The 15,277-nt window shown below is 34.5% G+C and carries 13 protein-coding genes; 9 read left to right on the top strand and 4 right to left on the bottom strand.

Annotation, left to right across the window (positions count from 1 at the left end; all coding sequences use genetic code 11):
* The 5 genes from PZ892_RS10595 to PZ892_RS10615 all read left to right on the top strand — a co-directional run bounded on the left by PZ892_RS10595 (nucleotide 1) and on the right by PZ892_RS10615 (nucleotide 5,062).
* Nucleotides 1-1,077, top strand: a complete 1,077-nt coding sequence (locus PZ892_RS10595; RefSeq protein WP_277711099.1) for a phosphomethylpyrimidine synthase ThiC — start codon at nucleotides 1-3, stop codon at nucleotides 1,075-1,077.
* A gap of 888 nt (nucleotides 1,078-1,965) precedes the next feature.
* Nucleotides 1,966-2,439 (top strand): hypothetical protein, encoded by a 474-nt coding sequence (locus PZ892_RS10600; RefSeq protein ID WP_277711100.1) that lies wholly within the window; start codon nucleotides 1,966-1,968, stop codon nucleotides 2,437-2,439.
* A gap of 320 nt (nucleotides 2,440-2,759) precedes the next feature.
* On the top strand, nucleotides 2,760-3,329 hold the full coding sequence (locus tag PZ892_RS10605) for a hypothetical protein (RefSeq protein ID WP_277711101.1): 570 nt from the start codon (nucleotides 2,760-2,762) through the stop codon (nucleotides 3,327-3,329).
* Between the two features lie 8 nt (nucleotides 3,330-3,337).
* Complete coding sequence (locus tag PZ892_RS10610; protein ID WP_277711102.1) at nucleotides 3,338-4,198, top strand: thiol-activated cytolysin family protein; 861 nt, start codon at nucleotides 3,338-3,340, stop codon at nucleotides 4,196-4,198.
* A gap of 111 nt (nucleotides 4,199-4,309) precedes the next feature.
* Nucleotides 4,310-5,062: a helix-turn-helix transcriptional regulator gene (locus tag PZ892_RS10615; protein WP_277711103.1), complete on the top strand. Its 753-nt coding sequence runs from the start codon at nucleotides 4,310-4,312 to the stop codon at nucleotides 5,060-5,062.
* Between the two features lie 127 nt (nucleotides 5,063-5,189).
* On the opposite strand, the gene PZ892_RS10620 is transcribed toward PZ892_RS10615, so the two are convergent.
* Entirely contained in the window at nucleotides 5,190-6,491 is a 1,302-nt protein-coding gene (locus tag PZ892_RS10620) for an esterase-like activity of phytase family protein (protein ID WP_277711104.1), read from the bottom strand.
* 305 nt (nucleotides 6,492-6,796) lie between these two features.
* Between PZ892_RS10620 and PZ892_RS10625 the strand changes: the two genes are divergently transcribed.
* Together PZ892_RS10625 and PZ892_RS10630 are read left to right on the top strand one after the other, a co-directional pair.
* The gene (locus PZ892_RS10625; protein WP_094282685.1) at nucleotides 6,797-7,258 is read left to right on the top strand and encodes a MaoC family dehydratase; all 462 of its coding nucleotides are present in this window, start codon (nucleotides 6,797-6,799) and stop codon (nucleotides 7,256-7,258) included.
* A 193-nt stretch (nucleotides 7,259-7,451) separates the two neighbouring features.
* Nucleotides 7,452-8,816 (top strand): hypothetical protein, encoded by a 1,365-nt coding sequence (locus tag PZ892_RS10630; RefSeq protein WP_277711106.1) that lies wholly within the window; start codon nucleotides 7,452-7,454, stop codon nucleotides 8,814-8,816.
* Between the two features lie 39 nt (nucleotides 8,817-8,855).
* On the opposite strand, the gene PZ892_RS10635 is transcribed toward PZ892_RS10630, so the two are convergent.
* Nucleotides 8,856-9,305 (bottom strand): hypothetical protein, encoded by a 450-nt coding sequence (locus PZ892_RS10635; protein WP_277711107.1) that lies wholly within the window; start codon nucleotides 9,303-9,305, stop codon nucleotides 8,856-8,858.
* Between the two features lie 195 nt (nucleotides 9,306-9,500).
* Here PZ892_RS10635 and PZ892_RS10640 point away from each other — a divergent pair, with 195 nt between their 5' ends.
* Complete coding sequence (locus PZ892_RS10640; protein WP_277711108.1) at nucleotides 9,501-10,511, top strand: ligase-associated DNA damage response exonuclease; 1,011 nt, start codon at nucleotides 9,501-9,503, stop codon at nucleotides 10,509-10,511.
* The gene (locus PZ892_RS10645; protein ID WP_277711109.1) at nucleotides 10,508-12,085 is read left to right on the top strand and encodes an ATP-dependent DNA ligase; all 1,578 of its coding nucleotides are present in this window, start codon (nucleotides 10,508-10,510) and stop codon (nucleotides 12,083-12,085) included. The genes PZ892_RS10640 and PZ892_RS10645 overlap by 4 nt, the downstream gene beginning before the upstream one ends.
* Nucleotides 12,086-12,087: 2 nt before the next feature.
* Here PZ892_RS10645 and PZ892_RS10650 read toward each other — a convergent pair whose 3' ends face one another.
* Nucleotides 12,088-13,362, bottom strand: a complete 1,275-nt coding sequence (locus PZ892_RS10650; protein ID WP_277711110.1) for a DEAD/DEAH box helicase — start codon at nucleotides 13,360-13,362, stop codon at nucleotides 12,088-12,090.
* Between the two features lie 1,032 nt (nucleotides 13,363-14,394).
* Nucleotides 14,395-14,931 (bottom strand): dihydrofolate reductase family protein, encoded by a 537-nt coding sequence (locus PZ892_RS10655; protein ID WP_277711111.1) that lies wholly within the window; start codon nucleotides 14,929-14,931, stop codon nucleotides 14,395-14,397.
* Nucleotides 14,932-15,277 lie beyond the last annotated feature (346 nt).

Consider the following 15,277-nt stretch of genomic DNA (forward strand, 5'->3'; position numbering starts at 1 on the left):
TTGGAATGTTATATTAAAACAAAATCAGGTGGATATCACGTTGGTTCCAAGCATAAAACAATTGTTTCTGTTTTAACTGGTTGTACATCTCAAAAGGACCTATTTAAGCAATTAAAAAAATTAGATTCAATTTTGTCCTTAGACGAATTTTTTCAACCTGAAATAATTTCTGATTTAAGTCTTTTTACTTCAAAGTCATATTTGTATAAAGAAATCATTAAAAGGTTTGATAATACGGCCGTTTCAACTTTACCTATTTATCAGGTTGAGAGTGTAAACGAATCTATTGATAAAAATAGTTTATTGGACATAGTAATAGAGCAATGCGAGGAAGGAGTTGGTTTTATAACTATACATCCTACACCAACATTAAAGTTATTAGAATTATCATCTAAAAGATTAGTTCCGATAACTTCTAGAGGAGGTGTTATGGTTATAAAGGATTTAATAAAATTAAACAAAAAGGAGAATGTATATATAGAAATTTTAGATGAAATAATTAACATTTGTTTTAAATATAATGTTGCAATTAGTATAGGAGCTTCATTTAGATCAGCAAATATTTTCGACAGCTTAGATGAATGTCAAATTGAAGAGTTTGAAATCCAAAAACAAATAGCCGATTATATTTATAGCAGAGGTGTTAATGTAATAATTGAAGGTCCTGGTCATAGTAATTTATCAACTTTAAAAAAAATTTCGGAATATTATAAGAAAATGGATTATCCCATAATGCCTTTAGGTCCAATACCTACTGATGTCTCAATAGGTCAAGATCATATTTCTAGTGCTATTGGAGCTTCTGTTCTTGGTATGTTAGGTTGTGTTGATATTATTACATCAGTTACAAGGGAAGAACATACTGGTAAAATCCCTTCAATAGATTCTTCAATTGAGGCGATAAAGGCTTCTAAAATAGCAGCTCATATTATTAATATCGATAAAGTAAATAAACTGGAAGAAGATAAAAAAATTGTAACAAACAGAATGATGAATAAAACCTGTATCTATAATAAAAACTCATCTGGTTGCAGTAGATGTTCTCATGTTTGTCCTTTGAAATTTTCGATACCTTAATTTTTTATCAATTAACATATGAAAATTAGATTTCATAATCAAAATAAATCCGGCTATAAAGGATTTCACTATTTGTAAGAATATTATTAGTTGTAAAGATTGGAAGATTATTTGTTTAGTTATATTTGATATTACTATCCTAAATTGTCTTATTGTCTGAAATAACAATCGTAATTGTGAAAATAATTTAAAAATTCTTTAAGTTTCCAAACTAGATATTGTAAATATTTTCTATATATAACATGAAATATTTAGGCTTGATACTATTCCTAATATTTCCAGTGACCTATCATTTGGTTATTCGTATTACAGAGGACGAGTTATCAGGCAATAAAATGTTACAAAATAAAATTTTATTTGCACTTATTTTAATAATTTACTGATAATCAGCTTTAAGGATCTTTTGTATCGAAATAAACACAAATAAATAAAACCCACAACTCTCCTATCCACAACCAATATAACCTCCAACATTTACCTCCTTATTCAAAACAATTTTATTAGTAAAATCAATTATTAATTCACCTTAAACGGCATTTTTTTAAGGATGCGAAAGCCATTTTTGCACTTTTAAACCAATAATCACTATCATAGTGTGAGTATTATTAACTAGCTCAAAAAATAATCTTTTAGCCATAGGACAGCTTAAAAATTCCTTCAAATATTCAATATTTCTTAATAACTTAAGGCTATGAATAAAGCAATTGAAATAATAATAGCAAACAGAAAGTTAGTTCTAGCAATTTTAGTTTTATTATCAGTTTTAGCTATTTATAGTTTAAGTTATATGGTAGGCGTATTTACTTATCATATTACAAATTAAGGCTTAATTTAATGTAGGGATTAGTTTCAATCGATTTATTGTTAAAAAGCTAATAATTCAATTTGATGGACAAACCAATCCGAGACCAAAGAAAATCAATAATGAAGAATCTAGTCTTAGTATTCTTCCTTTTATTTTGCTCAAAATCTTACGCACAAATTGATACGACTTTAATCTACAGGAAAGCTGATAACATCATAAGATTGATTGAAAATAATAACATTGATTCCCTAATAATTAATAGCACAGGTTCTATTAGATGCATTCTTTGTGAAGAAGTTGGATTAAAGAAATACATTCATTCTAAAATTTTCTTTACCCAAAAGATGCATGAAATTTTTACTCCAGAATTAGTTTCCAAGTTAAAGAAAGCTCCAAAGTCTATTGCAAAGCAAATTAAACCAGATCCTTCATATATTGTATATTATAAAATTATTTTAAAAGATGAAATTGCTCCAAACCATGAAGGTGTCGACTTTGGAATTTGGTTAGATATCAATGATAATTTAAAATTTACTGCAATTGATACTATTCCTTAAGATTTTTTTTACCTACCTCCTACCTAATTTGATTTAGATCTTATTAATTTCTCTCTTCTCCTTTTAAATCCACAACTCAAATAGTTTTACCTTTAGCATCCTCCATAAATTAAAATCAAAACTACTCTTTTGGGTAATAAACATCCCGCAACATCCTTGTACCTTGCTCCTATTAAAAATTCACTTTTGAATTAATCAAGGAAACCATTTAATACAAAAAAATCATTTAATAACAGTTCCTATTTTGCCCTATAAAAGGCGAAATAAAACGACAGAAATTCATAAAAGCCAATACTCTAAATACCTTCCAAATCCAGAAAATGAAAACAAAACCCTTCAACTTCCGACTACTTATTTTGATTGCCTTGCCCCTATTGATGTTTTCTTGTAAAGATGACAACTTAGTTACCCCAGCAGAACCAGAGGAGCCTGAAGTTATGAAACTAAAGCTAAAATCACAGGAAGTAATTGAATTTCAATCTATAATAAACTCAGACCAACCTACAAAAATAGCTGAAGATAAAATTGAAGGAATCTTTGGTTCTCGGATAAAATATTTTATACCTATAGAAATTATTATTAGTGCGGATTCAACAACTTTGATTAAGGAAGGTTCGATTACAGAGAAATATAAATCTAAATGGGAAAATGCTGAAGAACTATATATAAAGGATGAAAATAAAGAATCTTGGAAGCTTTTAGGAACAAAGTCGGGGGACTCATTTATTCTTAAGACTGCTTTCTTTTTCAAACAGGTCCAAGGTTTAGAAAGGAATAGCGCCCTTTTAGGTCAAGCTTATGAGCTTGAAAATTATAGTTCCTTGATTTCACCTGATGAACAGTTTAATCTTACCTGGTTAAGGATTGATGCAACTTACAAAAACAATTAATCTTCAAAATGAAACACTTACTTTTTCTGATCAGCTTTGCATTCCTTTTCAGTAGCATTGCTATCGCACAACAGACTTCAACATCATTTGCGGCTAAAAATCCTTCTAAATTATATTTAGGTGCGATATTAAATAAAGCAGATTTTAATCAAGACGAGTATAATGTTTTGGATTTGATTCATGATGATATCACTATGAGCTTTGTCGGGCCTCCGGTGAAAAGCAGCACTATTAAGGCAGGAAAAGACAATATGTATCAAACAATAAACAATGCCTTTTCTTCCAGCTCTAACCTTGTTTTTTCTAATAATTCCTCTTTTTCATATAATTTACAAGTGCTGTCTCAGTATAAAGACATTGAGAATTACTTGGGACAAACTATTAATCTACAAGAATGGTTTGCTATTTCTCCGGATACCCAGAAACCAATTACAGTTCTCGCATTGGATTTAAAAAGAACAGCTTTTACTGTTTCGTTAGACCTTCCATCTAAAGGTACTTTTGCTACTGACCCAAATGAAATAACCAAATACAAACTTGAAGATTTGATTTACATTAATTCCCTAGCTTTTGGTAGGAGAATAATAGTTTTGATTGAGTCGAATCTTGATAAAGATATCTTGCTAAAAAGCTTAAATAACGCACTTGAAAGTGAAAAATTACATGAAAATGATGAGGCTCTTTTAGCAAACTGCACCTTTAGAACGGTAGTTTTAGGTGATGATGAATTAACTTTTATTCCTCAATCTCCAATAAAACCTATTTTAGAATATATTAACCAGGAATTTAATAGCAATAATTATGGGATGCCTATTTCTTTTGATGCGGCCTATTTCAATGACAATAGCATTTTTGAAAATAAATTTTAACCAAAAATCTTTTGCAGAAGATATATTGCTTTGGAATCTTAACAACTCTTAATTGCGACATGCCCTATTAAATGATATATTTAGATCAGGTTTGTTGAAGGAAAGAAATTCATGATCGAAAGGTTTTTTAATAAGAACAATACAGTTGAGGCTTTATCAGATAAAGAATTAAACCAAGTCTTAGACTATAAAGAAGTTATTTATGCTTTTGAACGAGCTACTTATTCAAGCATTTATACTATCGATTATGAAAAACAAAATTTTGAATATGTTTCTGAGAATCCATTGTTCCTTTGCGGATATTCGGTAGATCAAGTTAGGGAAATGGGCTATGCATTTTATTATAAAAATGTCATTCCCGAGGATTTAGATTTATTAATAAAAATCAATAAGATCGGATTTGATTTTTATGAAAATATCCCTTTACAAGACCGGAAGCTCTATACCATATCCTATGACTTTCATTTAAAGAGTGACCACAATAAGAAAATCTTAGTCAATCAAAAGCTAACCCCAGTTTTTCTAAGTGATTCCGGAAAAATATGGAAGGCCTTATGTGTTGTTTCCCTCTCCACCGAAAAAACAGCTGGAAATATTAAAATTTCTAAAAAAGGACATAATCATATTTCCTATTATGATCTGAAAATCGATAAATGGAAATCGCTCAAGTCAATTGTCCTTACTGAAAGGGAAAAGGAGATTATCCAACTTTCAATTCGTGGTTTTACCATCAATGATATCGCTTCTGAGATTTTTGTTTCTCCAGAGACTGTTAAGTTTCATAGGAAAAAGTTATTCGCAAAACTTGATGTTAACAACATGCCTGAGGCAATATTTTACGCAGCGAATAATAAGCTGCTGTAAAAGTGTCACATCGTATTTTGATGTAAAAACCTATTATTCTAAAGACTTTATAATTAACCTCATAAAAAAAAAGCCTTATCTCCCATTAAAGGAAAAATAAGGCTTTTTCCGGTTCATATATCCCTAACTATTTCATTTTAATAAAATACAATCTATTCCTATCTACATTTTTTGTAATTGGAAGAATTTTCTGAGCAAATCCACTATTTCCATTATCAACTACCCCAAAATCATCATCATTAGAAATTACTAGAATATTTCCTTTTAACATAGTTAAGCCTTCTGCCTTATCATGAGGATAAACTTCAGATAGATCTTTTAATAAATCAATTGCTAGAGTCTTTGTTACAGGTGTAACTCCAGCAGAAGCCAATCCAGATTGATCTTTTAGCTCTTCAACCGTTTTACCTTTGAACAATTTCCCTGTAGTACCATTTGAGGCATCAGAAATATCAGTCGCTTTGCTAATATCTATTTTGAATACTTTTTTGAAAAGAGCTGGCTTGCTTGTATCTCCTCCATAGAGTCCATCCCTTTCCAAGGTTAAAAAAGTCGTATTACTTAAAGCCAAAATCTCACTAACGCCTGTTAGCGAAGGATTATCCATCAAGTATGCATATTGTTTTGTTGCTCCAGTTGCTATTTCAAAAGTTAAGATTCGGATAACCACTGAACCAGATACGGCAGCCGAACTTGGATTATACATCGGCGATTGCATAATTCCGACCAAAGTTTTACCATCTGGGGTAATCGTTAGTCCTTCCATGCCTCTATTAGCACGACGATTTGCAAAGACAGCAGGAATTTTACGCCCGCCAAAGCCTGTCCCAAACGGATTGATTCGCTCAATAGTTTTGCCGTTTGAATCGGTATGAACGATATGTGGTCCGTATTCATCCGAAATCCAGAATGATCCATCCGCTGCAATAACCAAACCTTCTGAGTCAATACCATCAGCTGAAGTTGCCAATTGCTTTCCCGTCAAATCGTATGGAACTTCTCCTGTAGAACCCATTCCAATAGGGTTTGGAAGGCCATTTAACTTAACACCTTTTTCATTCTTCAATTCAATGACCTGCTCCAAAACCAATTTTCCATCTTTCAATCTGAATTTTCCAATTTGCGGAGCAAAGTCTGCTTTTCCAATAATAATAGAGTTTTTTGCCTGGCCTGCCACATTGGAACCTCGGTCCGTCATCATATAAAATACTTCCGGATCATTGGGGTCAGCAGCAACTGCCGAACCAAATCCGCCATTATAGACTTTTACACCTTCAGCGGTAGTCATTAATACATTTGGAGTTTCAACTTCCGCCATTGCAGGATAGTTTACAACTTTGGTCTTGTTGGGGTCTTGATCTTTTTTACAAGATGTTAAAGCTGCGATTAAGGTTAACGCAGTCGTTAGTGTGAAGATTTGCTTTCTCATCAATATAGCTTAATAAATTGGCACAAATAAAGATGTTGAACATGAAGCAAATGTTAAGTAAAGGTGAATTTTTTATCTCTTATTGATAAATTATTGCAAATTGATTTACTTATCGAAAGATTAGATAATTTGAACTGGATAATATTCAAATTTATGAATTGAAATTTTTGAATTTATTGGGCATTAATTCGTTTCCCTTCTATCCTATTCCATCACCATTTCATTCCCCTAAAAGATTTTATCACGATTAATTTTGAGTAATTCGCAAAAATACTTACCTTATTTTCCATATACTGACAAAACCTATGATAGTTATAAATAATTACGAGGAGTACAAGACTTATGAAGGCAAGGAATTAGGTCTTTCTGAATGGCATCTAATCGACCAACCGCAGATCAATTTATTTGCAGATGCGACCTTGGACCACCAATGGATCCATGTTGACCCTGAGAAATCAAAAACTGATGGCCCATTCGGAACTACCATAGCTCATGGCTATCTAACCCTTTCCCTGATTCCGCATCTATGGAAACAGATTGCTGACGTTAGAAATGTGAAGATGGAAATCAACTATGGAATAGAAAATCTAAAATTCGGACAACCTGTAAAAGTTAATACTCGAGTTAGATTACATGCCTTAGTAAAATCAATTCAAAATCTTCGTGGAACGGTCAAAGCTACAATCCAAGCTAAACTCTTAAGTGAAGAATCTGAAAAACCTGTTTATGTAGGGGATGTAATCTTCCTTTACAGCTTCAATGATTAGCTTCTAAAAAAGAATAAATATTAAAGGGATTTCAAGACTTCAATTTGAAAATCCCTTTTTCTTTACCAATGCTTTCCATAACCTTTTCTATTATGAGAATTAAAATTTAGTTTCCGGTAAACCGTAAATTATCCACTCTCCGATCCTTATTTTTGAAGAATTAAATGAACTAAAAATTGTTTTAACCAATCCCATGTTAAATCAAACCCAATCCAAAATATTAAAGGATCTAGCTATCGCTCATGATCGGCTTGTTGATTTAAACATAGCGTATACCGATAACTACACGGGGGAGTTAGGGGAATATTATGCAACCAAGGTATTAAACCTGACCAGGTATTCTAGAAGTACAAAAGGTGCTGATGCCTATGATCCTCATAATCGAAGGTATCAGATCAAGGCTAAGCTGGTAAAATCGAATTACAGCGCACATACTATAAAAGGATTAAACCCCCAATTATTTGACTTCTTAACTATTGTTCATCTGAATGAAAATTTTGAACTTATTGCGATTTATCAATTTGAAAGCCATGCAGGATTAACAAGCATAAGGCTATCCCGATCTGGAGATTACAGCAAACAGAAGATCGATATTTCGAAGTATAAATTGTTAAAGGAAGAAAGTACTGCCATTCAAACTTTCAACAAAGTTTATCAAAAGGTTATATCCTTAGGGTTTTTGGATAGTTCCAATGTAGTGGGTAAAGTTGGGGAATTAATGGCAGCAAAAAAGCTCAATTTACAGTTGGCAAGCAGCCGTACTCAAAAAGGATATGATGCCATTGACTCGGATGGCAGAAAATATGAAATAAAAACAAGACGGGTTTACAACTCATTACGACGCATTGCTGAGAACCGGCGAATTAATAATTTAGTAGGTAAAGAATCGGATTATTTAATTATTGTAGTATTGGATTATGAATTCCAATGCGCGGGCATGTGGTTGCTGGAACCTAAAAACATTGTTAATCCAAAATCAGCAAACCTTAAAATTGTAAATACGACCATAGGTGTAAAAAGTATAGTTCCTAGTAAGGTATCCTATTTAAAGGATCGTGAGCCATTTGAAATCCCTGCGAAATCAAGGGGAAAAGCTAAAACTACAACTCCAAAAACGGCACAAAATGCTAGACCAAAAACAGTCAAGAAAGAAGCTAAACCATCGAAAAAATATTCTGCTTATCTTTTCGTCCTTCCGACGATGATTATCTTTCACTTTTTTATCAAGCCAAATTATCCTAGGGAGGAAGCTATATATTATTATATTGGGATTGGTTTGTTTGCCTTTTATCTCTATCGAAAAGCCAATGCTAAACCGAGGGAAGATGAGGTCTTAAAAGCTGTTTTACAAGCTAAAAATGAAATAGATAAAAAGAAAGAACAGGCGGCCCCTATTCATACAGAAACTGTTTACAAGAACTATTATATCAAAAATAATGTGCGGATAAATAAGGTTGAAAAACCCGCTCCTAAAATTAATCACAGAAGGGATGATATTCCTTGGGAATGTGATTGTGATCCACTAAATGGTTGTGATTGTGATCATCGAGATTGCTAATAGATAGATTCAGTGAACCCAAGAGCCTTAACCTTCAAATTACCCCTTATCTTCTCTGCTATTTAAGTATAAACAATAGGAATTCCAGCTTGAAGAATAATTATCTTCCAAATACCAATCCAAACGCTTTCTGTTGATGGTTTGATTATTAAAATGACTGCCATATAGTGACATGGATTGATCACTTTCCTGTGCTAACCAATTTTCAAATTCAGTATCTGTATCAAAGCTTGCAACAATGGGATTAGGTCCATAACCATCATTGACCACGCCAAGTAAATAAACCTGATTTATATAAAATATGCCTAGTCCACAGTAATCACGATGTGAAAAATGAAGGCCATCATATTCGCCAGGATTTTGTTTGAGTTTATGACAAATCTTGTTTGCCAACTCACTGCCATATAAGGAATTATCTAGATCTTGGTAGATAATTAATTGAGATTTATCAAACCTTTCTAATTTTATTTTTGGAATTTCCAGTTTCATAGGTTGCAATTTAAGACCTCTTTTTAATAACAATATTCTATCCAAATTATTTGAAATGTATTAGAATATTTTATGAATTCAAAATAGAGCTGCTTAAGACCTTTCCATTTTAATACTAAATAGATTATCAAACATTAAAAGTTATCGATTGTTGGGAACTTATAATGAAAATGATTTATTCTATGCCCTGTGCTTATGCTAGAATTTAGGAAAGAAGGTATTTATTGTCCTCAGGGAAGGTTTTATATTGACCCTTGGTTGCCGGTGGATTACGCTATTATCACACATGCTCATTCTGACCATGCTCGAATAGGCATGAAAAAATATCTATGTCATAAATTGACTGCCCCTATATTGAAACTGAGACTTGGCAAGGATATTAAAGTTCAGACTCTGGAATACGCCGAAACAATAATTATAAATTCAGTGAAGGTTTCTTTATTTCCTGCAGGTCATTTAATAGGTTCGGCCCAAGTCCGATTAGAATATCAGGGCAAAGTAACGGTTGTCTCAGGCGATTATAAAATACAGGATGATGGATTATCAACCCCTTTTGAACCTGTGATTTGCCATGAATTTATTTCGGAAAGTACCTTTGGACTTCCTATTTACAATTGGCTTCCCGTCAGTCAGATAAATCAAAACCTCAGAGATTGGGTAGCTCATAACAAAAGAAATGGAATCAACTCAGTCATCATAGGCTATGCCTTAGGAAAAGCTCAACGAATCATGAAGGCTTTAGAAGGCTACCAAGACCTGTATGTTCATTATGCGATCTCCAAAATCAATACAGCATTTATTAATAGCGGAATTAAACTTCCCGCTTATAAGGACATAGATTTTAACGATCGTCCTAAGGACCTCAAAGGAGAAATTATTATTGTTCCTCCCTCCTTATTTGGTTCCAATATGTTAAAAAATATTCCAAATGCACAGATTGCTATTTGCTCTGGCTGGATGCAAGTCCGTGGAGCTAGACGCTGGCGAAGTGCAGATGCTGGATTTGCAATCAGCGACCATGCAGATTGGTCCGGATTACTGACGGCAGTTAAGGAAAGCCGAGCAGAAAAAGTTTATGTAACACATGGGTTTAAATCAGTGTTTGCCAGATACTTAAATGAAATAGGCACCGAAGCTGAAGAAATAACCACTGCATTTGGAGTCGAAGAAGAAACGGATGAAAACCTAATCAAGGAACAACAATGAAAGTCCTGGCGAAGTTGATTAATGCGCTCGACAGCAGCAATAAAACCAACAGTAAAATATTGGCTATTGAAGAATTTCTCGCGGAATCGACAGAATTGGATAAGTATTGGTTTATGCGTCTTTTTACAGGAAAGAGACCTCGACGTTCTGTCAAAACCTCCATCTTACGCCATCTCGCAGTGCAATACTGCCAAATCCCAGAATGGCTTTTCCAAGAGTCCTATACTACGGTAGGCGACCTCGCTGAAACCATTGCTTTAATCATCCCTCCTGCCCAACATACTGCTGATAAGAGCCTGAACCAATGGATGCAAGAAATAATTGCCCTGAATGGAAAACCAGAAAATGAAATCAACTATTACATCATATCTTCTTGGGAAAGCTTAGGACAAACTGAAAGGTTTGTTTTCAATAAACTCCTAGGGAGCAGTTTTAGAATTGGTGTATCTTCAAAAACCTTGATTAATGCTTTTGCAAAATATTATGATTTAGACCCTAATCTGGTTGCTCATAGTATGATGTCGGAATGGAATCCGGACCAACTTTCTTTCAAAGAATTTATTAGCGGAGACCATATCAACATTAATCTTCCGGTTCCTTATCCTTTTTGCCTTGCAAATCCTCTTTCTCAAGATTTAGAAAGTTTGGGAACAGAAGACGATTGGCAAGTAGAGTATAAATGGGATGGTATCCGTGGTCAGGTTATCCGGCGAGATGGCGAGACTTTTATTTGGTCCCGAGGTGAAGAATTAGTAAACGAACAATTTCCAGAATTATTGGAAGCGTTAGAATCTCTCGATATAGATTTTGTGATTGATGGAGAAATTGTGCCCTATGAAAACAATGCTGTCATGAGCTTTAATCAATTACAACGTAGGCTCAATCGAAAAAATATTTCTAAAAAAATGATGGCAGAGGTGCCAATAAAATTTATTGCCTTCGATATTTTGGAATTAGAACGTCAGGATATTCGAACAAAAACCTTAAAGGAAAGGCGCAAAATATTGGAAGATCTTCTGTTCAATTTGAATTTAAAGAATTATCTTTTATCAGAAATTATAACGTTTAAGGACTGGAGTACTCTCGATAAAATTCGCCAATCTTCAGCGAATATCAATGCTGAAGGATTAATGTTGAAAGCCAAGGATTCGGCATATCAGGTGGGAAGAAAAAAAGGATTCTGGTGGAAATGGAAAATCGACCCAATGAGCATAGATGCTGTTTTAATTTATGCCCAACGCGGAAGTGGTCGTAGAAGTGGGCATTATACAGATTATACATTTGCCGTAAAAGACGGGGAAAAACTTGTTGCCATTGCCAAAGCTTATTCAGGACTTAGCAATGTAGAAATTGCAGAAGTCAGTAAGTTTGTCCGTGAGAATTCCTTGGAAAAATTCGGACCTGTCCGCACCGTAAAACCAGAATTAGTATTTGAAATCGCCTTCGAAGGAATTGCTGCCAATAATAGACACAAATCAGGCGTCGCTCTTCGATTCCCACGTATTGTACGCTGGCGAAAAGATAAACTCCCCTCAGAAATTGATGATATACAAGAAATTAAAAAACTGATCTAATCCTATCTTTTTTTATTCTTTCTAGTCATTCTTGCCTTTTCCCCACTTCCATAATTATAGGTCTTGCTATTACTTTCCTTCTTTTTATGGAATGCTCCCCCACGTCTTTCATCGATCTCAACTTTATCCTTTGCAGTTGCCGAAGGTTGATAAATCGTTAAATCTTCTGGCAAAGGCATCACTGGAATTTTCTTGCCTAAACTTTGCTCTATCTTTTTAATTTCCGGAAGCTCAATATCTGTGGCAAAGGTAATCGCAATACTCTCCTCTTCGCCATTCTTAAGGACATGCTGGATAAAAGCATCTCTGTTCTCAGGAACTTCAAAATGGAAAATAAATGGAATTCCATCCAAATCAATAGCTTCCAATCCTTCATTCGCAATGATTAGAATTCTACAGTCTGTTTTTTGCCTGAAAATACTGATATCATCAATTCCATAGTCATCATGGAAAAAAGGTTGATAAATTGCTGCCACACCCTTTTTAGCATGTAGCCTTTCCAATAAATTATGAGCCGTATGTTTGGTATTCACGAAAACGACAACCTTATCAAAAACCTCCTCATCCGACATCAAATCATTCAGCAGGTTTATCTTTGTCGTAAAATTAGGAACCTGATAAAGCATCAGCTCATGGGTATCAAAATTATTCTCACCAAGCTCCTCCACCTCAATAACTGTTGCAAATGGCATGAAATCATCAATCATTAGATGTAATTTTTCATGCTCTACCGTACTAAAGGCAAGGTATTGTACTTTCCCACAGCTCTGAGCCAACTCACGTACATTGGTTTGCATCCCTTGTTTTACTATCTCTTCAGCATCATCAATAATAAAAGTCTCAATTCGATTTAAGTTAAGTCCTAACTTCAGATACACCGCGCGAGCACGGCTAGGCGTAGCAACCACAATATCAACTCCGCGAACAAGATCCTCTATCTCCTCCTCCATTGCACCACTCGCTTTAAGGCCCATGATATGCAAGTTCTTATTATTGCTGATTTTATAAAATTGATCTACAATCTCATTAATACGTTCTTCATTCGGTGCCAAGACCAATACCTTAGGTGCTTCATCATCAGTGTACTTCAACCGCATCAAAACTCCTAGAATATAAGTCGTCGTCTTCCCTGCCCCTTCAGGCGCAATACCAATAAGGCTATGCCCACCCACAATACGTGAAAGGGTTTTCAACTGGAATTCCTTGGCAATAAAATATCCCAATTGATTCATGGAGTTATAAAGACGCTTGCTGAGTTTTAATTTATCTAGAGACACTGCTGAATATTTAAATGAATTATAAAGCTACAAAGTTAGGTAAATTATTGTCAGCATAAGGCATTAGCCTACAAATAGCAAATCAGCAGGTGATTTGAACTGAAAACTATCCCTCCCCAAAACCCGTCAGCGTTTTCAAGAACCCCGTAGGGGTGACATGTTTGTAGCAAGCAACCATTGCCAATCTACAGCCCCAGCGGGGCGACATATTTGTAGAAAATAACATTCACCGAAATACAGCCCCAGAGGGGCGACATGTTTGTAGCAAAGGAACATTCACCAACGTACAGCCCCAGAGGGGCGACATATTTGTAGAAAATAATATTCACCAATGTACAGCCCCAGCGGGGCGACATATTTATAGAAAAGAACATTTACCGAAATACAGCCCCAGAGGGACGACATGTTTGTATATATCGCCTAAAATAGATTCCTCATCTTCGATTCGGAATGACAATCTAATAATTACATTAGGTTGAGGTGAAAAGAAGGTTCTTCGGCGATGCCGAAGAACCTTCTTTTCACCTCAACCCTGACACAATTTTTCTGTCATTCTGAGCGTAGCGAAGAATCTATTTTATCCAACTATGGGTAGGGGCGTATCGCATACGCCCTTTTTATATCCCACCTATTTGTTCATATCCCCAACAAAAATCCATCAGCGTTTTCAATAACCCCATAGGGGTTCAATATTAGTCACCCGATAACATTAAAAAATTGCCCCGCCGAGGCTTATTTCGTGTAACCTCCTATTACTAACATTAAACTCCTCTAGAGTTTTTATCTCCGCAACCCATAAAGAGTTGAATAGAATTATTAGCCGTATGCGATTTAAATACAAAGGGCGTATTGCATACGCCCTTACCAAACGTTTCATTTATTCGATAGGCATTCCACCTTGCATTATCAAACCCCGTAGGGGTGACATATTTGTAGAAAATAACATTCACCAACATACAGCCCCAGAGGGGCGACATGTTTGTAAATATCCCCTACGCCCTTTTTATATCCCAGGGATTTTCCTTTTTATTTTCAAATTCTTTTCCTCTTGTAATGTAATTGAACCAAGCCCGTATCAAAAGATTTCGAAGAAATAAATTCTAAGACCTGTTCAGGTCGATGGTCCTTAAATAATCGAGTTCCCTCCCCTAGGAGAATTGGCACAATGGAAATGATCATTTCATCTATCATATCATATTGTAATAACGCATCAATAATCTGAGCACCTCCATCACAATAAATACCTTTACCCTCTTGATTTTTTAGCTCTTCTACTAATTCATTGATTGGAACATTTGTAAAATGTATATTTCCAACATTTGGTCTTAGCACACTTGTAATGACAAAAACACGACGTCCGGGTTGATCATAATGTGCAATTCCAATATTCTTTTCCACATAATCAAAGGTCTTACGTCCAATGATAATGGTATCAATTTCATCAGTAAATTTCCCATACCCATAATCCTCACCTTCCTTTTCCACAGTACTCAGAAAACTCAGATCATCATTATTTTTGGCAATATAACCATCTAAACTACAAGCAATAAATAGAAATAATTTTCGCATAAATAAAAGTAAACCATTAATTAAAAATATACAATTCCTTTAATGATAAACACTTAAACTTTCATAAAAAAACCATCAACCTACAAACCCCGTCAGCGCTTTCAAGAACCCCAAAGGGGTTCAATATTAGTAACCCAATAACATTAAAAGATTGCCCCGCCCACATGCAATCGCTAAAGCGATTGCATGTGGGCGGGGCTTATTTCGTGTAACCTCCTATTACTAACATTAAACTCCTCTGGAGTTTTTACCTCCGCCCTGCATTATCAAGCCCCGTAGGGGTGACATATTTGTAGCAAGAAATGTGTTTACAGAGGTACAGCCGTTAGGGGCGGCATGTTTGTTT

It is taken from the genome of Sphingobacterium sp. WM (assembly GCF_029542465.1).
Lineage (GTDB): Bacteria > Bacteroidota > Bacteroidia > Sphingobacteriales > Sphingobacteriaceae > Sphingobacterium > Sphingobacterium cellulitidis.